The sequence below is a fragment of the Amycolatopsis sp. cmx-11-32 genome (assembly GCF_047608695.1).
Taxonomy (GTDB): Bacteria; Actinomycetota; Actinomycetes; order Mycobacteriales; family Pseudonocardiaceae; genus Amycolatopsis.
In genome coordinates, this window is sequence record NZ_JADNQN010000008.1 from 39,692 (window position 1) to 61,762 (window position 22,071).

The window sequence follows — 22,071 nt, forward strand, 5'->3', positions numbered from 1 at the left end:
AAGCCAGCATCGAACGCGCACTCCGCCTACGCCACAACTGGTTCCTCGACACCGTCGGCTAGCAACTCATCGGTAGTCGGTTCGTGGACGCCGTCGGATCCCCGTCAGGTGGACCCGACCGGGATCAGTGCCGGTGCGTCGGCCATTCGAAGACGACCCGACCGGTGACCGTCTGGTTCCTCTACGGTACTGGGGCATACGCGCCGAATCACCACAAATGGCTTGGGTTTCCGGCCCGCCTCTGCCCGGCGGTGGTCGTCGACGGGCCCCTAATCCGGCAGGCGCTAGAGTCCCAGCCTGATCAGGACTTCCTCGAGGATGTCCGGCGCCGACACGACCACGAAGCCGAGACCTCCCAGTGGGATTGCGTAGGCTGCAACCTGGATGCCTTGGCGCAGCGAGCGAATCCCTCGAAAGCCCACGAAGCCGATCGCGACTACCGTCGCGAGCAGTAGGACGCCGATGCCTGAGCGGCCGGACTGGCGGACAACGTCCGCGACCAACAGTCCGACTACCGCCGCGGTCGCCACTGTGCCGCGGATATCGGTTCGCCCGATCATACTCAACAGGAAACCGGCGAGCAGGCCGCCGGCGATCGCCAGTGTGCACCACAGCACTGTCGTTGACGCGTCAATCTGGTACGGCATGCCCGCATACTTGATGCCATAGACCAGAGCCTTGCCCCAGTAGAAAGCAAGAACGGCCGCGATCAGTGCTCCGGCCGCCCGAACCGCTGCACGCCGACGAGGTGCACCGGCGGTCACGGCGACGACCAATACGATCCAGATGGTGAAGCTGTGCGCCAGTGGCCTCAGCGGGTCGCTGTAGTAGGCGTAGGCGCCTGCGGCACCAGATGCCACACCGGCCAGGACCGCGCCGAGATCGGCGACGCGAAAATAGTCCGACCGGGGCATTCGCGTCGCATCGTCCTCAGTCTGAACCGGCACACTTACCCCCAGTTAGTGCATGAAGCGACGACTCACATCCTCCTACTAGGAGCGACGGTCGGACACTATCCGTAGTCGTTTCGGCAGTATACCGTCAGGGTCGGAACCTGAACGTGACGCGGGACGCCATACCACGTCGCGTCGGAGACCTGACAACAACGCGAGTGTGGAAGCTATCGTGAAGCGTCCCGTCGCTGCTCCGGCGAAGGTCGCGAAAGCAGGCAGACGCGGGCGCGCCGGAAGTTCGCTCTCCAGTCGTGATCGTGAACGACGAATCCCTGGGGACTCGGAGAGTAGCTGCCTGTGACTAAACAGGCGTCTGAATCGACTCTGATTCGACAGTGGTCCGCGCTGGGCGGGGCGCTAGCTTCTGTCGCGCCGGTAGGAGTAATGGATGAGTCCCTGGTGGAAGTCGGCCACCTTGTCGTACAGCGCGCGAGCCGGGGCGTCCTTCAGCGTGTTCCAGTAAACGCGAGGGAATCCGTGCGCCTCGGCGTCCCCCGCCACCCAATTGATCATCGCCGTCGCGACACCTCGCCGCCGGACTTCCGGGTCCACGTACAGGTCCGCCAGGTAGCATCTGCCCCCGGCCTTCCAGACGCTCGCGTGGAACACATAGTACGCGATGCCGACCATCTTGCCGTCGACCCACGCGGCTGTCCCCCGCGCCTGCACCCCTTCGATCACGCGTTGCCAGGCCTGTTCGTAGCTGTCGTCGCCGACCACGGTCTCGAAGTGGGCGTGGTGACCACGGGCCAGCACTTCCCAGCTGGCCCGGTCGGATTCGGTCAGGAGGCTAATCTCCACCATGGTTCCATCCTTCCCTACAGCCAGGTCGACATCGCCTCGAACCTGACGGCTGGCCGAGCCAGCGATAGCCGCCAGGCACGTACGGTGGCAGCAGAGGCTGCTCTATCTGGGGCTTAAGACTCTGACGGCATCTCGACACTTTGGGAGCCGGTGCGCGCCGCCGGGATTCCTTCCGGTACCAACCCGCCCAGACGAGCTCGCACACGGCATGCAAAGAGGTCATACCGCGTGGCCATTCGTGCGGTTGCGATTCGGATCGGCCGCTGCACGGACGACTCGCCGAAATATTCGCCGTCTCGGAACTGATCACGAGTGAGGTCGAGTTCCAAGCCGCTCGGCAAACGATTCCAATAGTGGAGCCCGTCGGGCCGCCATCGCGTCGAAAGACCTCCGACCAGAGCAAGACACCGCCAAGGAGCTCCGTTACGGCCATCGATGTGACACCACAGTGCCCAGCAGCAGGGTTAGCGGAATCCCACGAGATGGCAGGGTCACAGGTTCGCTAATCCCAGGATCGCCGGAACACGGCGTCCAGCTCCGACAAAGACCAGACAGTAGTCATCCGCACCCAAAGACCGAGTTGCTCAGCACAGAGACCCTATCGACTGAACCAACGGTACGGAAACACCCAGAGGAAGATCAAGAACCCGCCTTCCCTCATCGAGACATCGGAGAATCCACTGGTCATGCGAGATCGATATCTCGCGACATCCGGACACCCACACGAACTTAGCGGCTGAATGCCCGGTGTCCACACGGACTCCACAACATCGCCGAGCCGAGCCCGTGCAGGGGACCGAGAGCGCGTGCGCAGTCGGTTAGGCAGGCTCGACCGCGAGAGTCAGGGATGAGGTCGGTCAGGATCGGTCGATGGCGGCCAGGGTCTTCGCGCACAAGCGCAGTAGTTCGTCGGACGCGATACTGGTTTGATACAAGTCGACATACGCCGAGATACGCCGCACAGTGTGCCGTCGGACGGACCTGAGTTCGGTGCGCAACAGTGCTGCGGCTGCTCCCATGTCAGCTAGACAGGTCACGATCGGCCGCCGGGTGTGCGGTTCCGCAGTCCACGCAGCTGTCAGCACAGGCAGCGCGGTCTCGCCGTCACCCGTGATTCGCCAGAGTGCCTCGGCGATCCAGTGCTGGCGACCCGTTTCCGCTCGGTCGATCCACGCGCGCAGGCCGGGAGACAGCGCGGCCGCTGCCGACCCTACCTCGCCAATCCCGTCCAGAGCCGAGTACGCGGCCGGTGTGTCGTTGCCTAGATGCCGCGTGAAGACTGACAGGAGTGGCTCGGGATCGCCTTCGACACTCCACAAGGCACGCGCCGCCGCCACGTCGTTGTCCGGATCGTCGAGCAGCAAGCGCAGCATCGGAATCGCTTCGGCGGCCGCAGGCCCCTATCTGCCTTAGCGTGTCCAACACGTACCAGTTGGGTTGCAGACCCAGCAGCTCCGGCACGGCCGGAGCGGCCGCCGGGCCCATCGCGGACAACGCCCTGAGCAGGCCGATACGCAACGACTGGTCATCATCGGATAGTTGCTGAAGGATTATCGGCAACAGGCCGGTCGCCTCCGCGCCGAGCCCACTGATCATCCCACCGAAGCCGTCCGGTCTCCGCTCGTGCTCCAGCATCCACCCGAGCATCGGCAATACCCGTACATCGCCGGTCCGGGCCAGAGTTTTCACCGCGGGGCTCGGATCGGAGTAGCCCGGATAGACAGTGAGCCACGGCGGGGGACCGTTACGCAACCGCTGAGTCGCCTCACGAGGCGCGGCTTGCAGGCTCAGGACGAGTGCGTCGGCCGCCGGCTCGGCGACCTCACGAGGTGTACAGGCTGAGCTGGCTGGTGAGGGAGCGTGCCACTGGGCGTGAGTGGCATGTCGAGACAAGTGACGGGGCATGGGAGGTCGGCGGACACGATGCTCGTCCAGAATAACGTCTCCGTCGAGATCCAGCGGCGAAGCTTCCGCGGATTGTGGTGGCCCTGCGGATCTCGATCGCACACTGATGGGCCACTGAACGGGGATCGAACGACGGTCAGGGCCGAACACTCGGTCGGCGAAGAACTTTGCGACAGCGTCCTGCGGGCGTTTTCTCGAAGGTAGAGAGCGTTCTCGTGGTCGGTGGTTCCGTCCGAGCGGCCACGGTTGTTGTTACCGGTTCTCTCACCGCCACCAGTACGGGCACGGCCAAGGGCAGGTGCGGGGCGAGCCGGAGCAGCCATTCGGCTACCTTCCTCGCCTGGTCGATCGCGTCGGCAGCGCGTCATGGCCTCCGCAGGTCTATGCGAATCGTCACGGATGGGCACCTTGAGCGACGTCGAGTCGATCTCGGCGAAGGACGAGCGTGACCAGCAGCTCTGTGTCGGGCCGCCAGCGCCCGGCTGGTCGTGGCGGGCCACATCCCGACCAGCTACTGGTCGACGGGCCGGGCCGCACGGCGAGGGAGGTATCGCCCACCGCTGACCCGAAGTGGCCAGGCGCACGTCGCGACTTGTTTAATGCTCGTCCGGTGGGGAATTCGGCGATGGTACGACAGGTCGCCCCAGCCCCGGCGACGCAAGCTTCGGGGAAGGACGTCCATGGCCATCTCTTCAGTGGCGCCGCCGAGCGAAGCAGTCGCTCATGCAAGGTCTCGCGACGTCGTCCGTCATTTTGCGCACCTCCTCCGTCGTAAAGGCCTACTCGAACGCCGATACGGCTACTACGCGGCGAAGATCTGTCTTCGCGCGGCAAGATCATGAAGTCGCCGACCGCGCCGCTGAGAGAACTCGTAAGCGCTTGGGCCTCTTTGGCACAGGCGGCTTCGCAGCTGCCCGCCTCGCTCACCCGGGACCTCTGGTCGAGCTCGATCCTCGAGTCGGCTGCCGGGCACCAATTCGTCGGCATCGCCCAAGGAATGTTCAGATCGGGACGATCCGCGAGCGATCGTAAGCCTGACGGTGGCATGACCGTCCGCATCGGACGGCGACCGGTCGGACTCGACGCTCGATCGCTCGCCGCGGCCTTCCCGGAGGCCGACGGGAGTTTGGTGGTCCTTCTGCACGGACTGGTCGAGACCGAACGAGGCTGGTTTCGCGGTTCCAAGCCTGGGGGTGACTTCGGGGCGCGCTTGGCAGGCGACCTCGGTGGCAGTCCGGTTTACGTGCGGTACAACTCGGGCCGCCACGTCTCGGAGAACGGTGATGAACTGGTCGCCTTGCTTTCCCGGCTGGTGGCCGCGTGGCCAGTACCCGTCACCGAGATCATTCTCGTCGGGCATTCCATGGGCGGCCTCGTGGCACGAAGCGCCCTGTACCGTGCGCAGGAACTAGATGCGCCATGGCTTTCCCTCGTGACAAGGCTGGTGTGCCTGGGCACACCACACGGTGGCGCGCCACTGGAACGGGGCGTCGCCCAGCTCGCGACACTGTTGGGCGAGACGCCTTTGGCGACTCCGCTGACCAAGTTGTTCGCTCTGCGCAGCGATGGCATTCAAGACCTCGCGCACGGCTATGTCCATCACCGGCAATGGGCCGAGGATCCAGACCTGCCCGGTGAAGCTTCGCCCTTGCCTTCCAGCGGTATCCACCGGCTCTTCGTCTCCGCCACGGTGTCACGGACAGAGGGAAGCGTGTGGGGCCGGTTGATCGGCGATCTCCTGGTGAGTCCGGTCGCGGCCGACGAGCTGACCGAGGACGCCGATATCGTCTGGCTCGGCGGGCTGAACCATTTCGCTTTACTCCACGACGATGTCGTCTACCGCACGCTTCTCGATTGGCTACGCGAGGACAAGACGACCGCCTCGCCTGCCGGAACCAGTCTCACCGGGGGGCCGGGCTGAGGCCTGTTCTTCTCGCGACACGCGGTGACACCCCGCCGGACGTGGGTCAGGCCTCAGGTCTGTCGCACCCGCAACCGATTCCACGATCATCGTGATCGCAGTCTTCGTCGTGGGGGTGGCGGGCTTTTCATCCTGCGGGCGCTCGACCTGTTCTGATCGCACCGGCCGACCCGTCCGCTGAGCGGTGTCACCGAAGTATCTCCCTGTATTTCCTCGATCACGACGAAATAGCTCACTCATCTCGGTGTGAGAGGCCGCACCAGGGGTACTCGACACCATGTTCGCCCGATTCCGGGTTGGAGAAGGCCGGCCCGGAACGACATCCAGGTGTGCGGCTCGTCCATTTTCACGTGTATCGAAAGGAAGCACCATGACTGCATCGGCTACCAAAGTCCGGCGAAGTCCACGTCAGCTTTTCGCGATGGCCGTAGGTGCGGTCTTCCTGCTCGTCGGCGTTTTGGGATTCATTCCCGGCGTCACCACGAATTACGATCAATTGACGGGTGCAGGCCACGAATCCGGGGCCCTGTTGCTGGGTATGTTCCAGGTTTCGATCCTGCACAACATCGTCCATCTGGCGTTCGGGATCGCGGGGATTCTGCTGTCGCGGACCGTCAAGGGAGCGAAATCCTTCCTGATCGTCGGTGGAGTGATCTACCTCGTGCTCTGGCTGTACGGGCTGTTGATCGATCACGGTTCGGCGGCGAACTTCGTCCCGCTGAACAGTGCCGACAACTGGCTGCACCTTGGGCTCGGTCTCGGAATGATCGTTTTGGGTGTCGTGCCCGTCTCGGGAGCGAAAGCACCCATCGCCGACTCCCGCTGACACCTTTTCATCCGTTGGAGGCTACTTGTGTTCCGTCATACCAAACTGTTGCAGTTCGAAGCCAAGCCGGAAAAGCCCGACGCCCTGTACGCCCGGAAGCTGCAGGAGCTGATCGGTGGTGCGTACGGTGAGATGACCGTGACCATGCAGTACTTGTTCCAGGGTTGGAATTGCCGGATCGAAGGTAAGTACAAAGATTTGATCATGGATACGGCGACCGAGGAGATCGGGCATGTCGAAATGCTCGCCACGATGGTCGCCCGGTTGCTGGAAGGCGCGCCCGCGACGGCGACCGCCGAGGCGGCGAAGGATCCGGTGACGGCGGCGATCCTTGGCGGGATGGATCCGCAGCAGGCGATCATCGCGGGCGGTGGTGCACTCCCGGCCGACAGTCAGGGTTATCCGTGGAACGGCCGGTACATCGTGGCGAGCGGGAATCTGCTGGCCGATTTCCGGGCGAACGCCGCTGCCGAGGCGCAGGGGCGACTGCAGACGGCCCGGTTGTACAACATGACCGACGATCCCGGCGTGAAGGCGATGCTGCAGTTCAATCTCGCCCGCGACACGGTGCACCAGAAGCAGTGGCTGGCGGCCATCGAAGAACTCGAAGCCGACGGCCTCGGGGGTGCGATCGTCCCGGACGCCTTACTCGACGAGGAGAACCAGGAGCACAACAACACCGTCTGGCGTCTTTCCGACGGCACAGACGGCGCCGAGGGCAACTGGAGCTTCCGCGGAGAGGAGATCGAGTACCTGGTCGACCCCGAACCGCTCGGCGGCCCCGGCACCGCTCCTAAGCCCGATCCTGCACTGTACGGGACGTATTCGACGATTCAGGACGCCGTCGGAACGGCCAAGGGCAAGGCCGATTCGGCCAAGAACCAGGCCGTGGCGGAGATGAAGGGTTCCAAGAGCTAGAAATAGGACTGATCCCAGAGGGCTCTTCGAGCACCGATCACGAATTACGCTCTCAGCCGCTGACGAGAAAAATTCGTCAGCGGCTGGGACCGTGACAACGCGCGCCAGGGGTACGGCCTGCCGATCTCCGCGCGGACGCCGCGACCGGTGTACGCGGATCACCACATCGGTTCGGTTCGTGGCCCGACGGTGCTCGGCTTGGCCGTGTCGACGGCGGGGATCGCGCTGGCCCCCGGCGTCGTCGCGGTTCGCGTACCGCCTCTGGTGACACCGTCAACGCGGAGCCTGTGCCGATCCGAAGGGCCGAGCGCTGCCGTGTACCCCAATCAAGTACCTCGCGGACCTCGATCGTCAAACTCGCCCATCTGGCTGACGTCCGCGGTCCGGGTTGTGACCGGTCAAGGCGCGATGGGGCCTGCTACCTGCGACAACGACCCTCGAGATTAAGTCTGCGTGGAGTTCGAGGCCGGCCAGGGACAGAGGGTCCACAGGCACAGCGCGTCATCGCCACCTGACGTCTACCCGACCGAAGACAGTCGAGACCGGGGTTCGCTTGATGCTGTCGTATCGGTTGTTCGTCAGCGAGACCACCCTCGGCTCGTTGAACCTCCACTCACGCGCCCACAACGCCTTCGGTGACCAAGCCGACGACGACGGCGGGCTGTTCGCGACCCACGCGGCGATCGCGCTCATCGGTGCCAAGACCAAAGCCCGATTGCATATCGCGGAGGAGCACCGCGATGCACCCTCGGGCAACAGAGCTGCGGCAGGTCGCCGAAGGGCTCGCCGCGAAGTCTGACCTGACACTTAACGAATTCTTAAGGGCTCAGGAGGGCGAAGCGGCTGGAACGGCGAACGTCCCACCTCGCAGAATTCGGCCGTAAGCACGGAGACAGTCGCTGGCCACTCGATCCCAAGAGTACCGTGCTCGGACCCGATCCACCCCGGCCAGCCCGAAGGCTTCCCTTAGCGACGCGTCCTTGATCAGCCGGCCGAGGGCGCTCGCCAGCTCCCTCGGCTTGCGGGGTGGTACGAGCAGACCGGTCGTACCGTCGATGACGGTGTCGGTCAGGCCGCCGACAGCTGCCGCCACGACCGGGACTTCGCACGCCATCGCTTCCAGCGGAACGATCCCGAACGATTCGTACCACGGCGTGCAGACGACGGCGTCGGCCGACCGCAGAAGGGCAGGCATTTTCTCCCGGGAGACCGCGCCCGGAAAGGACACGCGATCGCCGACCCCGGCGTACGCGGCGGTCGCCCTCAGCCGCCGGACTTCAGGGGAATGCGCGAACGCACCGGACTCCGGGCCGCCCGCGATGACCAGTTCCGTCTCGGGCAAGGCCGCAAGCGCGAAGATGGCGGTGTCGAATCCTTTGCGCGGAACGAGCTTCCCGGCGCAGACGACCCTGTGTCGAGCTCTACGAGGTGCGACGTCTCCAGCCGGGGTGAACATCGAGAGGTCTACTCCGCACGGGATCACCGCGGCGCGCGAACGCGGCAACCCCATCCGGACGAGTTCGAACACCTCCTTCGAACTGGTCGCGATCACTTGGTCGACTTGCTTCGCGATGATCCGTTCGAGCCGGACACGGTCCGCCGGGCTCGTGTCATGCGGGCCCTGATGATGCCGTTCCACCGCTCCGAGAGCGTGAAAGGTCTGAGTCACCGGGATGTCGAGATCCTTCGCCGCGAGCACCGAAGCGAGGCCCGACATCCAAAAATGCGCGTGGGCGACATCCGGCCGATCCTTGGCCCAGCGAGAACGGAGGATCCGGCCGAACTCCCCCATGAACGGCAGCAAATCGTCTTTCGAAAGTCTCTTCGCTGGTCCTGCCGGGACGTGGACGACTCGGTAACCGTCCGGCACTTGAACCATCGCAGGGACGCGACGGCTCTCTCGGCGCGTGTAGACGGTCACTTCATGCCCTTGCCTGACCAACGCGGCGGAAAGCGCGGCGACGTGGATGCTCTGGCTTCCGGCGTCGGCTCCGGCGGCGAGCGGGCTGGCGTGTTCGGAAATCATCGCGATCCTCATGCGGTCACCTCGGTCAGCAGGGCGTCTCAACGGTGGAGGAGCGTGTCTCGACCGACGCGCACCCGCGTACAGCCGTTTCGCTCGAATACCCGGTGAAGCGGCGCTCAATCGTTCGGGCCCCGAGACGGGCGGCAAGGGAGCCGCGGGCTATTTGCAGGGGTCATGGCCCCAATTCATCAGCGAGTAACGCCATCGTGTCTCCCGCACGTCGCCCGACGGGCGTTGCGCGAGATGCCGGTGGACGTAGCCCACGACCTTGCGCATGTGCTCCTCGTCTTCCGCCGTACGGTCGGCCTGCTTCTCACGCAACAGATCGACGATCCGGCGGCCTGATTCGTGTCCGATGGATTCCCCGTCACCGCTGTGCTGACCGGCACCCTTGGACTCCTCGGTATCGAGCCATTTTTCCAGTTCGGAAGCGGTCATGTTGACCGCTTCCTCGAACTCGGAGCGAACGTCATCGGAGGTGGTCATCGTGGGGTCCTCAAGATCGGGAACGAGCGTCCAACCGGGACAGTCGCGCTGACCGGCTGTTACCCGGTTACCCGCTTGTCGTCGGCGCAAACCGATTCGTAAACGATTCGATGCCGGAAAATTCCTGGTCCGGGCCGCTCAACCGGCCACCACGTCCTTCAGTTCGGCAGGCCGTGACGGCGCGTCGTGTTCGCCCAGGGTTTTCGCGACGTGACCGAGAAGTTCCTCGGGTGGGTCAGCGGCAAAGCCGAATTTCTGCAGACCGAGGTCTTGGGGTCGGTAGAGCAGAATGATCTTGGCGGGTTCGCCGTCGCGTCCGGCTCGGTCGAGCTACTGGTAGTAGGGCGTCGTGCGTACGAATCGCACGTAGGGTTCGTCGATGCGCATGCCTACCCCGGCAGCATCGCCCGAAACGACGAGGGAGACACCGGGTGCCGAGGAGCAGCCTTGACGTTACTCCATCCGGGTGGTCGCGACTTTTCGATGTGTTTCGACCCGGGCCACGGGTATGCGGGAGAACACTGCCCGAGCAGGGAGATCCCGTGCCGAACCGCATGATCATCAGCCGCGACAGCACCGCCATCGAGTGCGAGGTTTGCGGCTACGCCGCTGTTCGCGTGGCGCGACTCGTCGCCGACAATGGCGTTGAGGTGGCGAAGACCCTCGTGTGCACCTCCTGCCACCGTCACCGCGCCGCGGCGGACAGATAAGCCCCTCGCGGGTGACCGGAACGAAGGATTCGTACGAAGATGAACGGATGGTCATCGTCTTCACGAAGTGATGGACGCCGAGCCGGGCACGCCGCGGGCGGGGCCGGAGGCGGCTGGGATCCGGAAAAACTGTATGCCGCTACCCTGGCGACGTGTCTGCATCAGGCAACTTTTCTCCTCTTTCCTTGGCTACTGGTGCTGAATCTCGGGCTCCGGATAGTCACCACGCTTACGCTCGATCGCGGTCGTGATCACGCCCAAAGCGATCATCCCGATCCCCAGACCGAAGTGCAGCCAGTTGTCGGCGGAGTTCAGCGGAAGGAAGTTCGCGGCGCTGTGCTCGGATGTGCCCAGGCCGTAGACGCTCAGGAGGAGGTAGATGCCTCCACCCACCATCAGGAACACGCGGGAGCCCGAGCGCGATTTGGCCGCCACCAGGATCCCGACGACGCCGAAGATCAAATGAACCACGTTGTGCAGAATCGAAACGGCGAAGACGCCGAACAATCTCGCGTCCGAGTGTGCACCGGCGAACCGCATTTCGCCGTAGTCGGTGGTGATACCGGGGATGAAGCCGGCCAACCCGACCAGCAGGAATATCGCGCCGACAACGGTAGCGGCTCGTTGGGGTGGATACCGCCGCTCGGCGCCCTCGGTTTGAGTCATACGAGCCGACTACCCGGCTTCGTGGCCGGGAAACATCTTAGGGACGGCCGCTCGGCAGGATCCGAAGTCGCGCTGAAATTCTTTTTGTTTGCGCCGAAACCGCCCGGGTAGCCCTGACTGAGATGAGCCGGTGAGAAGTACCGGATCATCTCGGATCACTCCGAAGTTCTTCTCGTGCAGGAGGTTCATATGTCACAGGGACCGGATGGACAGGCGCCACCGGCACACGGCACCGACTCGCCGTCGACATCGCAGAGAGCGAAAGACGAGGCGAAAGAAGTCGCCGGAACGGTGGCCGAACGAGGCGACTCAGTGGTCAAAACCGCTGTGGCGGAAGCGAAGCACGTCGCCGAACACAGTCAGCACGAGGCCCGCGATCTCCTGCGGGAGGGCAGGGGTCAGTTGGAGGAGCAGGCCCGCAACGGCCAGCGGCAAGCGGCACAGAGCCTGCACGGCCTGGCTGGGCAACTCGACCGGATGGCCGAGCGGGCGGAATCTCCCGGTGTCGCGACGGATCTCGCCCGGCAGGCGTCCGGGCACGTCGACGCGGTGGCGCACTGGCTGGACGAACGCGAGCCGGGACAGCTGGTCGATGAAGTTCGTCGGTTCGCCCGTCGGCGCCCCGGCACGTTCTTGGTGGGCGCCGCGATCGCGGGTGCCATCGTGGGCAGGCTGACTCGCGCCGCCGTCGCCGGTGAGCCGAAGGAATCCGGCTCTCGGACAGAAACCGCTCAGCACCCGGGCCAAGCCTCCGCGAGTCCGGCACCGGGCGCTCCGTCGCTGCCTTCCGAACCGTCGCCGGTCACCCCCGCACAGCCCGCCATCGCCGAAGGTGCGTTACCGAACGCCGCGGCCGGCCCGGCGGGTTTTTCCGCCCCGCAACCGCCGGCACCCGTGCCCCCGATCGGAGCCCGAACTTCCGCTTCCGGTGAGATGCCGTGATGCCACAGGTTCCGGGCGGCACGCCTGCCACAGAACAGCACGCCGACGTCTCGGACACGTCCGTCGGTGAGCTCATGACCAACGTGATGAAGGACCTCTCCACCCTGGTCCGTCAGGAGGTCGAACTCGCGAAGGCCGAGATGAAGGCTGAGGCGGGCAAGGCGGCCAAAGGGGCAGGAATGCTCGGTGGCGCCGGATTCGCCGGTTACATGGTCCTTCTCTTCCTGTCGCTGGCACTGTGGTGGGGCCTCGCCAACGTCATGGACCAGGGTTGGGCGGCGCTCATCGTGGCCGCGGTATGGACCGTCATCGGTGTTGTGCTCTACACCACCGGGCGCAGCGCGATCCGCCGGGTTTCTCCGAAACCCGAACAGACCATCGACACACTCCAGCAGGTTCCCGCGGCAGTGAAGGGTGAGCGACCATGACCGAGCCGGACAGGATCCGCGGGGAAATCGAGCGGACACAACGCACTTTGGGCACTGATGTGGATGCCTTGACGGAGAAGGTCACCCCCGGCCGTATCGTCGAACGCCGAGTCGGCAAGGTCCGGAACGCGGTGACCCGTGCGAAGGACAGGGTGATGGGCACAGGCGCCGAACAGGCTTCGAAAGTGGGCGACAAGGCTGGTTCCGTCGCCTCCACGGCCCGGGACGGCGCCGGTTCGGTCGCGTCCGAGGCCGCGGACCGGGTGAGTTCGGCCGCGGAGTCGATCGGCGAAGCCCCCGCGGCCATTCGCCGCGGTACCCAAGGTAATCCGCTGGCCGCGGGAGTGATCGCCTTCGGCGCGGGGTGGCTGATCTCGTCGCTGCTGCCCGCCAGCGATCCCGAACGCCGACTGGTCGATCAGGCGACGGATCTCGCACGAGAACACGTCCAGCCGGTGGCCCAACATGTCGCCGAGGAAGTGAAGGACAACCTGCGTGAGCCGGTGAAGCAGGCGGTCGAGTCGGTCAAGTCCGAAGCCGCCGATTCCGCGTCCACGGTGACCGACGAAGCACACGCCGCCACCGATGAAGTCACCGAACGCGCGCAAGAGGCCAAGCAAAACGTGCAGTCTTCGAGTCACGGTTAACGAGCCGCAGCCTCGGCCCGCCGAGTCGATCGGAGGGCCGGGGCGATCCGGACCATACCGCCCGCGGAAGGTGCGGGGGTACCGGACACGTGTACAGGATCACCGATCCCACCCTCGGCCAGGAACCCCCACTCACACAGGGGTGTCTCACACCACGGAGGCGGGTAAACAGGGAACACGATGGCACTTTGACGAGCGACGGATGGCCATCTCGCGTTCTGCCTGTCGACTTGCAGCGGACCGAAGCGGTGCGGCCGGGTGTTGTCACGGTGTAGAAAAGCGACATGCGTCAGGAGCGCTCGACCAGCACCTCCAGCCATCTGTGCCGCCTGTACCGGCTGGCACCTGGGCTGGGAATCCGAAGGTAAGCGGTTTGCAGCACATCACCCGCCGGCGGCGTCTGATCGCGCTGCACATCGCGACAGTCGTGCTGTGCAGGTTGAGCGTTGCCGTCCTGTAGGGACGCCGAGTTCTCCGACGGTCTGGTCGGGTAGCCCTGCGTAATCGGAGCGGCCGGAGCGCTGTTTGTGTCCGGCTTTGCAAGACGACTGTCCAAGCGGTTCGGGCAGCTGCGGGTCCCAGTGGTGCGACAACGTGCGTCGGGCCCACGTTCGTCGCGCGGTGATGCCGGGTCGAAGGCCGTTGGAGCTGATCCGACAAGCGGAAGACCACGGGCGTGAGAAGACCGGGTCCGCCCTCGCAGCGCAGTGTTGCGCCATCGGGGCTTCTCTGCCGTATGTTGGCCCGGGCCGGACATTGCCGCTGGACAACTGGTAGGCATGTGCTTATGATCAGCACGTGCCTATTGAAACGTTTCGTGCCGAAATACGGTCAGTGTCCATCAAGGCAACGCCAGGAGTCGTCCTTGACCTGGTGTCCGATCCGCGCAATCTGCCTCTGTGGGCTCCGGGCGCCGCGTCCGCTGTGCGTCCTGATGACGGAGCGTGGCTGGTCGAGAGTGGTGGAACCGAGACACGCATGGTCGTGCGCGTCTCGCGGGAGCATGGGACCGTCGACCTGTTGATCGCCGAGGACCCTCCTCAAGGAGTGTTCACGCGTGTCCTGCCCAGCGGGGAGGGCGCCGAGTACCAGTTCACCCTTCTGTTCCCAGAGAGGACGCCGGAGGAGACCGTCGCGCGGCAGATGACCATTGTCGAAACAGAGCTGCGGGCGGTGCGCACACTGTGTGAAGAACGACGTGGCAACAAGCAGTAGTTCAGGCCCGCTGTGGCTCACCCGCGCGACTGAATAAAGTCCATCGATGTCGCGTTTCGGGATCGCCGTAGACGGAGGAAGCTCAGGGCCGAACTGGACTGGGCTTTCCGATCGTGCGGTCCCGCCTTCACTGATGGGACCAGGGAGCAAGAAGATCGGCACGGAATGCACTCGCGGCCGGTTCGGTGTGTCAGCGAAATCGCGCTAGGCAGAATATTACGGAGTTTATTCCATGTCCGGCCTCGACGCTGGAGCAGGGCCCTCGAGTGCGATGCAGCTGCTACGTGCCAGCCTGCCGCTGCGGGCTCTGTTCTCAGCACGAGTGATCTCTTATACTGGGGATTCGCTCAGCCTTGTCACGTTGATGCTTCATGTGGCAAATTCCACCGGCCAGGGTCTGGCGGTGGCTTTGCTGCTACTGGTCGGCGATTTCGTGCCCTCACTGTTCGGCCCGCTCGCCGGAGCGATCAGTGATCGGTTCGACCTGCGTAGAGTAATGATTACTTGCGAGGTCGTGCAGGGAGTGCTGATTTTGCTTATCGCACTGACACTGCCGCCACTACCCTTTCTGCTGGTGCTGGTAGGTGTCCGTGCCGTCGCCTCGCAGGTTTTTCAACCCGCCTCCCGGGCAGCCATTCCAACCATGGTGGGCGGTCGGGACCTGGAGACCGCGAACTCGGCTGTCGGCTTCGGCTCCAACTGCGCCGAAGCCTTCGGTCCTCTTATCGCCGCCGCCATGCTGCCCCTCCTCGGTATCCGCGGCGTATTGGTGGTGGATGCGGCGTCGTTCTTGTTGTCCGCCGCGATACTGACTGCCACCAAGCCAATGTGTCCTGAGCCGGATCCAGACAACCTGACGTTGCTGGCTCAGGCGAGAGTCGGTCTCGGCTACATTTCGCGCACCCCTGTTGTGCGGATCCTGTCCCTGGGTTTCTGTGCGGTGGTAGCCTTCAATGGGATCGACGATGTGGCACTGGTGCTGTTGGCCAAAGAAGAGCTGAAGTCAGGCGATGCCTCCGTGGGCCTGCTGTTAGGGGCAGTCGGGATAGGCCTCCTGGTCGGGTACGCGTTGTTGAGCCGGTTCAGTAATAAGGTCGCGATGCCTATGCTTCTGATCGCCGGGTTCTTCGTGAGCAGTGCGGGCAATCTCCTGACGGGTCTGGCCTGGTCGGTGACCGCCGCGTTCGCCGTGCAGGCCACGAGAGGGCTCGGCCTTGCCGGCATGGACGTGGCCTCCTCGACGATCCTGCAGCGAATCGTGCCGTCGAAGATGCTGGGAAGAGTGTTCGGTAATCTGTACGGTGCGATCGGAGTGGCCGCCGCATTATCCTATATCGGCGGCGGCTTGTTGCTCGACCTCACCGACGCTCGAGTCACTCTTGTGATTGCAGGCGCCAGTGGAACGGTGTGCACAGTGTTAGTGGCACTAATGCTACCAAGAGCCATGCGCAAACATCGCTGACCGGTGTTCGAAAATCGCGGCGACAAAATTGGATTCACCCCTTGATAAGGGGAATTGTCTTCCATATGTGATGACGGGTGATGTTCCACTGCGGACGGCGTGGGGCACGATGTCGGGCTCATCGCATGACGCAAGTGCTCGATCACCGTGTAAGGCACCTGGCAGTTCATTCGCTGCCAGGTGCCTTCGGGTTCGATCTGCGAGGTGAGAAGCCGGTGAAGATCACGTTGCTAGCGTTACCATGGCCAGTTCTAACTTGGATCGCAGGTTTGTGATTCGGATTGTTGTGATTGATGAACAACCTCGATCGGCGAATCAATGAGTGGGAAGTTCGAGAACCTTCTCGACCAGTGCGGAGTTGCAATACTCGACGACCTCGACGATGCGATTGTTTGCCAGGCGGAAGATAAAACAGTATGTCTGATCGTAAGGCTTTCCATGCTTCGTGGTGGCATGGCCGCGTGCTTGCACGATCACTCGATCCTCGGCCGCGATGATCATGTCGGCTTCGCTACGGTAATTGTCGGAGAACTGCGCCATCAGCGGTCGGAGCAACTTGTGCACCACCTCCGATTTCGGTTCCCAAACGCCGCCCCACGACCAATCACCAGGAAAGACCCATCGGCACTCGTCGGCCATGGCATCGGTCAGAGCGCGAGCGTTTCCCGCTGCCAACTGGTCGAACACCGTTACGAGGAGTTTCCTGTTGTTCTCTGTGCTCATGAGCCTGACGCTACGCAGGCGCCAGTCGAGCGACAAGTGACATCTGTGCATATCTGATATGATTGTCTCGCATGAGTGACTTCACGATTCTGGGTTTACGGGTGGTTCGGGCGGCGGTACGATATGGTTCGTTTTCGACGGCGGCCGAGAACTTGGGATATACCCAATCTGCTGTTTCCCGGCAGATAGCTTTGATGGAGAAAGCAGCCGGTGTTGCTCTATTTGATCGGCAGGCTCGTGGCGTCCGACCAACGGATGCAGGACGAATTGTCGCGCAACATGCGGACACCATGCTCAATGAGCTGAGCGTAACTGAACAATTGCTGCGCGAACTGGGCTCCCGGTCCGTTCGCCGATTACGAGTCGGTGCCTACTCCACCGCGATGGCGGCTCTGGTGCCGGCTGCCATCAACGAGTATGCAACCCGCGAGCCGCTGACTCGCATCACGCTACGAGAAGGGCTCTCGGCAGCACTGCTGGCGTCACTGGTAAGTGGGCGGCTCGACATGGCCATAATTACAGAACCTCACCGTCAACCAGCGGGAATCGACTTCACTCCGATAATCGAGGACCAGTTGTATGTGGCCATGCCTGTCACTCATCGGCTTGCCGGCAGGCGTAGCGTCACTGGCGAGGAGTTGCGCGAAGAACGATGGATTTCCGGAGCCGCCCACCCGGTCGAAGGGCTGCTCGGTATCTGGAATCAATCAGACAAGCAGCTCAACATAGACTTTGTCGTCCGTGATTGGGTCTCCAAGTTTGGCCTGGTGACGGCGGGATTAGGGCTGGCTGTCGTCCCTGGTCTGATGGTTTCAGCCTTACCCGAAGGCGTCGTAGTCGCCCAGATCGGGGAACCAAGCGCGAAACGTGTCACTTTTGCCGCTACGTCGGCGACCGCAGAGGGAGAAGAGCGTTGTCGCGCATTCCTGATCACGCTACGTGAGTCAGCGGCCGAAGTAGGGCTAGGAGCAGCTCGACGACTGCGGCACACTCGTTATCCTAGGAGGTAGCATGCTCTGTCATGGAGGCCACTGGAGTGACGAGTACGACGAACTGCGGGTCGAAGCGATACGGCGAAAACATGCTTCTGGAAACAGGTGGAACCTACGCGGTCTTGAACTCCCGGAACTTTCATGGCAGCAAAGTATGAATCCAGATCAAGGTGGTCTCTGTCGACCCCGGCTGATCCGGTGAGATTGTCTCGTTCGAAACGGAAGTAAGAAAGCATGGGTGTAGCGAGTGCACACGAGTTGCTGACATCGGATGTTCAGGCAAACCGTGTCCGGAGTGGCTGATCCGTGCGAAGCTGGGGATGGGGTACAAATGAACCACTGGAATGCACCGACAGTGCACCAGCTGAGAACCTTTTTCGTCTTGGCCGAGGAGTTACACTTCGGTCGCGCAGCTGCACGGCTGTTCATGAGCCAGCCAGCGCTGAGTCGGCAGTTCACCGTGTTGGAACAACGTCTCGGAATCCAACTTCTCGACCGAAACCAACGGTCCGTCAAGCTGACAGCGGCAGGCAAGGTCGCCCTCCCCAAGGTCGCGGCAGTCCTCGCGGCGACGGAGGAACTCCACCGAGTCGCAATCGATTACTCCCAAACGGCGACAATGAACCTGGTCGTGGGAACGATTGGTGCCGAGGCGGCCATGGAACATACCCGCGTCGTGTTGGCCGAAGTGGTACGGCAGCATCCGGACATGCGCATCGAGGTCCGGCTGCTCAGCGCTACAGAACATTTTCAAAGTCTTTACACGGGGGACGTGGACGTGGTCTTCTGTCGCCCGCCTGCGCCCGAGCAGATCCAGACTCATCATCTCGCGACCGAACCTCGCGTCGTGTGTGTGCCGGCGGAAGACCCGCTCGCCTCCAAAAAGAAGGTATCTCTCGCAGAACTCCGAGGGCGAGTGATGATCGACTACCCGCCCGAATGCCCACAGGTATGGAGGAAGTTCTGGGCAGTGGACCCACGTCCGGACGGTACCCCGGTCCAGTACGGGCCAGTCGTGAGAGATGTCGAGTCACTGCTGGCCACGGTAGCGCAGGGCAGAGCCATCGCGTTCCAGCCCGCGGCGGCCAGAGATTTCTTTCCACGCCCGGGCATCGCGTTTCTCGACGTCACCGGAATAGATCCGTGCACTTCGGCACTAGCCTGGCATGCCGAGGGTGGTCAACGCCCCGCTGTCAAGGCCATCCGGCTAGCTGCCGAGAAGCTGTTCCCTTCCCGCACCTGACAGTCGCGACGCCCGCGGTTGCTCTGAGCGTCGGCCACCGCAGCGGATGAACCAGCCGCCCGGTTGCGCATCTTGCCGACGAGTGCCGGGCGCCGTGAAGACGGGTCCTTCCCATCGGTGGAAGAATTCGAACATTTGACCAATGATCTTGGTCACCGGAAGCGCTAGAACGCAAACAGTTCGGTCATGCTCATTGTGAAAAATCAATAACATTTTGTATATAACACGTGTTCAGGGCTCTGTTCGCTGCGATTTCCGATTTGCGTCAGGTCGTGAACCCGTGACACGCGCCTGTGTTGCTCATGGCGTCCTCTCATTTTCAAGATATAGCGCACAGGGGGGCTTGTGGCAAGCCCTGGTCGGTGCCGCAGAATAACCGGCAAGATCCAGATCCCAAAAAGTTGGAGTGAGTAATGAGCCCTGTCTCCGCCGGTCGATCCGCGACAGGCCAGGATGTGCCACCCGAAGTCGATGTCGTCATTGTGGGCGCCGGCCCGGTCGGTCTGATGCTGGCCGGTGAATTGCGACTGGCCGGTGTCCGACCGTTGGTTCTGGAGCGGCAGGCACAGCTCCGCGAAATCCCGAAAGCCAACGGGCTCGGCGGGCAAATCTTGGAGCTTCTTCGTTACAGGGGTTTGCTGGAGAAGTTCGAAGAGGCCTGTACCGCGCCGAGTCATCCTGCCCCTCGCTACCCGTTCGGCGAAGTACATGTGGACTTCTCGCCTCTGCCCGAACCACCGCTGCGAGGCCTTACCCTTCCTCAGCCAGAACTCGAGCGTCTTCTGGACGAGCGGGCTCGCGAATTGGGTGCGGTCGTTCGCCGCGGACACGAGGTGGTCGATCTCACGCAGGACGGCACTACAGTGACCGCCGAAGTGAACGGACCTGACGGACGCTACCAAGTGACCTCTCGATACTTGGTTGGTTGTGACGGGGGGCGCAGCAGGATTCGTGAACTGGCCGGCATCGCGTTCCCAGGGGCGACCTATCCCGAGGTCAACCGGCTCGGGCAAATCACGTTGCCTGATTCATTGGCAGGACCCGGCGCCGGCGAAGCCCTTGACTTGCCCGGGCGCGGCACGATCAAGGCCGGCTTCACGCGCACAGAGCGAGGCGTCTTCGGATACGGGGCACTCACTCCAGAGGTTCTGCTCGTGTCCACCACCGAGAATGAGGACGCCGAGACTGACGACAACGTACCGATGACACTGGCCGAGTTCCAGGACAGTGTCCGCCGTGTCCTCGGCGTAGAGCTGCCGCTGAAAGAGACGATCCGGCTTTCGCGCTACCACTTTCAGGCGCGCCAGGCCGAACGATATCGCAGCGGCCGAATTCTGCTGGCCGGAGACGCGGCGCACCTCTTCCCCGCTACGGGTGTGGGCCTGAACACCGGCATGCTGGACGCGGTCAACCTCGCGTGGAAGCTGGCGGCGGACATCAACGCCTGGGCACCACCGGGACTGGTGGACACCTATCACGGCGAACGCCAGATGGCCGGCATGAGGACTATGCTCCACACGCAGGCTCAAGTGGCTCTTCGACGCGGCCAGGACGCGGCGGCCGACGCACTGCGGACGCTCTTCCTGGAACTCTTCGCTGATGAGCAACCACTACGCCGTATCGGAGGACTGCTCGCCGGTACAGACATTCGTTATCCCTTGCACGTCTATGATCACCACGCGCTGACCGGGACCTTCGTTCCCGACTTCACGCTCCAAACCGAACACGGCACTACCACGAGCGTCGCGGAGCTGATGCAGACCGCGCAACCCATCCTGCTCGATCTCGCCGATCGGCCGGAGCTACGCGAGGCCGCACGAGAGTGGGACGCCCGTGTCATCATCCAGACCGCAAAGACCCGTGACCGGCCCGCCGATGCCTTGCTGATCCGGCCAGATGCCCATATCGCGTGGACCGCGGCCATCGACGAACCGACGAACACAGCCGTGCTTGCGTTGCGAAAAGCCCTTACTGCCTGGTTCGGCACACCACGGGGGGCCCGAACGGAAGCCCCGGTCAGCGAAGCGCCGCAGAGTAAGGCTTCGACGTATGGCGAGAGTGACGTAACCCTATGAAGCCTTGAACTTCAGCGTCATGTCATCTCGGCGGCGCGAGGGCGGCGGCGTCAAGGTGTGCCAGAGCCGAGCAGCCGACACTGCCGGTTAGTACGCTGGCAGGCATGGCTCCTTTATAGGTGAATGACCCGTGACGATATCCGATAGCGCATCGTAAGGTGAGCACATCGCATCGCGGAATCATTGCCTTTCCCGCGGTGCTGGACAAGGCTGAATCCTGCGGACGTGCTTGGATCGAGCGGTCGCTCTTCCGGCAATTCACGTGGCCACGGCCGCCAGAACGAAAGGTTCCCGCGCGGTGCCCCGGCGGCAAGCCTGATTGAAGCGCTCTACGTGGCTGGTGTTGTCGCCGAGGAACAGGCTTGGCGTGCGGGGAGGCGCTCGCCGTCTCCTGCTTGCATCGCTACCACTTGGCGAGAATGGCGAGATGATCGTCAGTCTGGGCACGAACCAAGAAGTAGCTAAAACAGAAAGGGAGCAGATGTCGATTTTCAAGAAAAGTCTCGGGGTTGCGGTGATCACATTGGCCACAATGGCCGGAACCGTGACCGCGGCGGACGCTGCCACGGGATACGACCGTTGTCCGGCGGGGCATATGTGCCTGTTCGCGGGAGATGACGGCCAAGGCGCTATGGCGTTCTTCCAGGTCGGTTCACCGGACTTGTCAGCGCAGAACTTCGATGATCGTACCAGGAGTTGGAACAACAGGAACTCGGGTTCATTCTGTATGTATGTCAACAAGTACTATGACAACAGTGCGGGTGCGGGTACGTTTCAACCGGGCACCAAGGGAAATGTCGCCGAATTCAACCGGTATAGCTCGCTTCGCCGTTGCTGAAGGAAACTCACCCTGCTGTCGCCCTGTTCGATCAGATCGATGGCACGGTTGAGCCCTACGTTCGACGCGATGTCCGAGTCGTACAGAACATCGGCTGGACGTTCGGCGACACCCGCGAGGCCGGGCCGGAGCTGGCCACCCCGCTGGATTTCGTGGCGGCAGGAAAGCTGTCCCCGGAGGTCGCCTAGCCCGGCTTGTGGGAACGCTTCATCGAGGCCGCCTGAGCACTGCTGGACCCGGCGCATCGCCGCCAAGGTGGTGCTGGACGTGGAACCGGGGACCGACTGACAC

The 22,071-nt window shown here is 63.2% G+C and carries 22 protein-coding genes; 15 read left to right on the forward strand and 7 right to left on the reverse strand.

The annotated features are described in order from the left end of the window. Window positions 1–284 precede the first annotated feature (284 nt). The 3 genes from ACM6LR_RS23790 to ACM6LR_RS23800 all read right to left on the reverse strand — a co-directional run bounded on the left by ACM6LR_RS23790 (window position 285) and on the right by ACM6LR_RS23800 (window position 3,130). The gene (locus tag ACM6LR_RS23790; protein WP_414942763.1) at window positions 285–947 is read right to left on the reverse strand and encodes a hypothetical protein; all 663 of its coding nucleotides are present in this window, start codon (window positions 945–947) and stop codon (window positions 285–287) included. A 363-nt stretch (window positions 948–1,310) separates the two neighbouring features. Beyond that, on the reverse strand, window positions 1,311–1,757 hold the full coding sequence (locus ACM6LR_RS23795) for a GNAT family N-acetyltransferase (protein ID WP_414944516.1): 447 nt from the start codon (window positions 1,755–1,757) through the stop codon (window positions 1,311–1,313). 857 nt (window positions 1,758–2,614) lie between these two features. After that, a complete protein-coding gene (locus ACM6LR_RS23800) occupies window positions 2,615–3,130 on the reverse strand; it encodes a hypothetical protein (RefSeq protein ID WP_414942562.1) in 516 nt (171 codons plus the stop codon). Between the two features lie 1,577 nt (window positions 3,131–4,707). On the opposite strand from ACM6LR_RS23800, the gene ACM6LR_RS23805 reads away from it, so the two are divergent. The 4 genes from ACM6LR_RS23805 (at window position 4,708) to ACM6LR_RS23820 (ending at window position 8,126) form a co-directional block, all read left to right on the forward strand. Then, window positions 4,708–5,583, forward strand: coding sequence for an esterase/lipase family protein (locus tag ACM6LR_RS23805; protein WP_414944517.1), 876 nt, complete (start codon window positions 4,708–4,710; stop codon window positions 5,581–5,583). A gap of 370 nt (window positions 5,584–5,953) precedes the next feature. Then, window positions 5,954–6,409, forward strand: coding sequence for a DUF4383 domain-containing protein (locus ACM6LR_RS23810; protein WP_414944518.1), 456 nt, complete (start codon window positions 5,954–5,956; stop codon window positions 6,407–6,409). Window positions 6,410–6,436: 27 nt separating this feature from the next. Next, window positions 6,437–7,327, forward strand: coding sequence for a manganese catalase family protein (locus ACM6LR_RS23815; RefSeq protein WP_414944519.1), 891 nt, complete (start codon window positions 6,437–6,439; stop codon window positions 7,325–7,327). Between the two features lie 556 nt (window positions 7,328–7,883). After that, window positions 7,884–8,126, forward strand: coding sequence for a hypothetical protein (locus ACM6LR_RS23820; protein WP_414942559.1), 243 nt, complete (start codon window positions 7,884–7,886; stop codon window positions 8,124–8,126). Between the two features lie 27 nt (window positions 8,127–8,153). Here ACM6LR_RS23820 and ACM6LR_RS23825 read toward each other — a convergent pair whose 3' ends face one another. Next, window positions 8,154–9,365, reverse strand: a complete 1,212-nt coding sequence (locus ACM6LR_RS23825) for a glycosyltransferase (RefSeq protein ID WP_414942558.1) — start codon at window positions 9,363–9,365, stop codon at window positions 8,154–8,156. Between the two features lie 147 nt (window positions 9,366–9,512). Beyond that, on the reverse strand, window positions 9,513–9,839 hold the full coding sequence (locus ACM6LR_RS23830; RefSeq protein WP_414944520.1) for a DUF3140 domain-containing protein: 327 nt from the start codon (window positions 9,837–9,839) through the stop codon (window positions 9,513–9,515). A 542-nt stretch (window positions 9,840–10,381) separates the two neighbouring features. Here ACM6LR_RS23830 and ACM6LR_RS23835 point away from each other — a divergent pair. Beyond that, window positions 10,382–10,549 (forward strand): hypothetical protein, encoded by a 168-nt coding sequence (locus tag ACM6LR_RS23835; RefSeq protein ID WP_414942555.1) that lies wholly within the window; start codon window positions 10,382–10,384, stop codon window positions 10,547–10,549. A gap of 189 nt (window positions 10,550–10,738) precedes the next feature. Here ACM6LR_RS23835 and ACM6LR_RS23840 read toward each other — a convergent pair whose 3' ends face one another. Then, the gene (locus ACM6LR_RS23840) at window positions 10,739–11,215 is read right to left on the reverse strand and encodes a DUF4383 domain-containing protein (protein WP_414942554.1); all 477 of its coding nucleotides are present in this window, start codon (window positions 11,213–11,215) and stop codon (window positions 10,739–10,741) included. A gap of 189 nt (window positions 11,216–11,404) precedes the next feature. On the opposite strand from ACM6LR_RS23840, the gene ACM6LR_RS23845 reads away from it, so the two are divergent. The 5 genes from ACM6LR_RS23845 (at window position 11,405) to ACM6LR_RS23865 (ending at window position 15,909) form a co-directional block, all read left to right on the forward strand. Further along, entirely contained in the window at window positions 11,405–12,157 is a 753-nt protein-coding gene (locus ACM6LR_RS23845) for a hypothetical protein (protein ID WP_414942553.1), read from the forward strand. Continuing rightward, a complete protein-coding gene (locus ACM6LR_RS23850; protein WP_414942552.1) occupies window positions 12,157–12,585 on the forward strand; it encodes a phage holin family protein in 429 nt (142 codons plus the stop codon). The genes ACM6LR_RS23845 and ACM6LR_RS23850 overlap by 1 nt, the downstream gene beginning before the upstream one ends. Beyond that, a complete protein-coding gene (locus ACM6LR_RS23855) occupies window positions 12,582–13,232 on the forward strand; it encodes a DUF3618 domain-containing protein (RefSeq protein ID WP_414944521.1) in 651 nt (216 codons plus the stop codon). Before ACM6LR_RS23850 ends, ACM6LR_RS23855 begins: the two co-directional genes overlap by 4 nt. An 834-nt stretch (window positions 13,233–14,066) precedes the next feature. Then, the gene (locus tag ACM6LR_RS23860) at window positions 14,067–14,447 is read left to right on the forward strand and encodes an SRPBCC family protein (protein WP_414944522.1); all 381 of its coding nucleotides are present in this window, start codon (window positions 14,067–14,069) and stop codon (window positions 14,445–14,447) included. A 232-nt stretch (window positions 14,448–14,679) separates the two neighbouring features. After that, a complete protein-coding gene (locus tag ACM6LR_RS23865; RefSeq protein ID WP_414944523.1) occupies window positions 14,680–15,909 on the forward strand; it encodes an MFS transporter in 1,230 nt (409 codons plus the stop codon). 315 nt (window positions 15,910–16,224) lie between these two features. On the opposite strand, the gene ACM6LR_RS23870 is transcribed toward ACM6LR_RS23865, so the two are convergent. Further along, a complete protein-coding gene (locus ACM6LR_RS23870; protein WP_414942548.1) occupies window positions 16,225–16,632 on the reverse strand; it encodes a nuclear transport factor 2 family protein in 408 nt (135 codons plus the stop codon). Window positions 16,633–16,703: 71 nt separating this feature from the next. Here ACM6LR_RS23870 and ACM6LR_RS23875 point away from each other — a divergent pair, with 71 nt between their 5' ends. The 5 genes from ACM6LR_RS23875 to ACM6LR_RS23895 all read left to right on the forward strand — a co-directional run bounded on the left by ACM6LR_RS23875 (window position 16,704) and on the right by ACM6LR_RS23895 (window position 21,968). Then, window positions 16,704–17,642: a LysR family transcriptional regulator gene (locus ACM6LR_RS23875; protein WP_414942547.1), complete on the forward strand. Its 939-nt coding sequence runs from the start codon at window positions 16,704–16,706 to the stop codon at window positions 17,640–17,642. Window positions 17,643–17,955: 313 nt separating this feature from the next. Further along, window positions 17,956–18,867 (forward strand): LysR family transcriptional regulator, encoded by a 912-nt coding sequence (locus ACM6LR_RS23880; protein WP_414944524.1) that lies wholly within the window; start codon window positions 17,956–17,958, stop codon window positions 18,865–18,867. 413 nt (window positions 18,868–19,280) lie between these two features. After that, window positions 19,281–20,942, forward strand: a complete 1,662-nt coding sequence (locus ACM6LR_RS23885) for an FAD-dependent monooxygenase (protein WP_414944525.1) — start codon at window positions 19,281–19,283, stop codon at window positions 20,940–20,942. Window positions 20,943–21,369: 427 nt separating this feature from the next. Next, window positions 21,370–21,780 carry a peptidase inhibitor family I36 protein gene (locus tag ACM6LR_RS23890; RefSeq protein WP_414942544.1) on the forward strand — a complete coding sequence of 137 codons (411 nt, stop codon included), beginning with the start codon at window positions 21,370–21,372 and terminating at the stop codon, window positions 21,778–21,780. Further along, complete coding sequence (locus ACM6LR_RS23895; protein ID WP_414942543.1) at window positions 21,774–21,968, forward strand: hypothetical protein; 195 nt, start codon at window positions 21,774–21,776, stop codon at window positions 21,966–21,968. The genes ACM6LR_RS23890 and ACM6LR_RS23895 overlap by 7 nt, the downstream gene beginning before the upstream one ends. The last annotated feature ends 103 nt before the right edge of the window (window positions 21,969–22,071 follow it).

Excerpts from the sequence above, each read along its gene's own strand:
- ACM6LR_RS23855 (WP_414944521.1), top strand. The coding sequence starts at position 12,582 with ATGACCGAGCCGGACAGGATCCGCGGGGAAATCGAGCGGACACAACGC.
- ACM6LR_RS23850 (WP_414942552.1), top strand. The coding sequence starts at position 12,157 with ATGCCACAGGTTCCGGGCGGCACGCCTGCCACAGAACAGCACGCCGAC.
- ACM6LR_RS23890 (WP_414942544.1), top strand. The coding sequence starts at position 21,370 with ATGATCGTCAGTCTGGGCACGAACCAAGAAGTAGCTAAAACAGAAAGG.
- ACM6LR_RS23885 (WP_414944525.1), top strand. The coding sequence starts at position 19,281 with ATGAGCCCTGTCTCCGCCGGTCGATCCGCGACAGGCCAGGATGTGCCA.
- ACM6LR_RS23830 (WP_414944520.1), bottom strand. The coding sequence starts at position 9,839 with ATGACCACCTCCGATGACGTTCGCTCCGAGTTCGAGGAAGCGGTCAAC.
- ACM6LR_RS23875 (WP_414942547.1), top strand. The coding sequence starts at position 16,704 with ATGAGTGACTTCACGATTCTGGGTTTACGGGTGGTTCGGGCGGCGGTA.
- ACM6LR_RS23820 (WP_414942559.1), top strand. The coding sequence starts at position 7,884 with ATGCTGTCGTATCGGTTGTTCGTCAGCGAGACCACCCTCGGCTCGTTG.
- ACM6LR_RS23840 (WP_414942554.1), bottom strand. The coding sequence starts at position 11,215 with ATGACTCAAACCGAGGGCGCCGAGCGGCGGTATCCACCCCAACGAGCC.
- ACM6LR_RS23845 (WP_414942553.1), top strand. The coding sequence starts at position 11,405 with ATGTCACAGGGACCGGATGGACAGGCGCCACCGGCACACGGCACCGAC.
- ACM6LR_RS23825 (WP_414942558.1), bottom strand. The coding sequence starts at position 9,365 with ATGAGGATCGCGATGATTTCCGAACACGCCAGCCCGCTCGCCGCCGGA.
- ACM6LR_RS23800 (WP_414942562.1), bottom strand. The coding sequence starts at position 3,130 with ATGCTGCGCTTGCTGCTCGACGATCCGGACAACGACGTGGCGGCGGCG.
- ACM6LR_RS23880 (WP_414944524.1), top strand. The coding sequence starts at position 17,956 with ATGAACCACTGGAATGCACCGACAGTGCACCAGCTGAGAACCTTTTTC.
- ACM6LR_RS23810 (WP_414944518.1), top strand. The coding sequence starts at position 5,954 with ATGACTGCATCGGCTACCAAAGTCCGGCGAAGTCCACGTCAGCTTTTC.
- ACM6LR_RS23805 (WP_414944517.1), top strand. The coding sequence starts at position 4,708 with ATGACCGTCCGCATCGGACGGCGACCGGTCGGACTCGACGCTCGATCG.
- ACM6LR_RS23795 (WP_414944516.1), bottom strand. The coding sequence starts at position 1,757 with ATGGTGGAGATTAGCCTCCTGACCGAATCCGACCGGGCCAGCTGGGAA.
- ACM6LR_RS23870 (WP_414942548.1), bottom strand. The coding sequence starts at position 16,632 with ATGAGCACAGAGAACAACAGGAAACTCCTCGTAACGGTGTTCGACCAG.
- ACM6LR_RS23865 (WP_414944523.1), top strand. The coding sequence starts at position 14,680 with ATGTCCGGCCTCGACGCTGGAGCAGGGCCCTCGAGTGCGATGCAGCTG.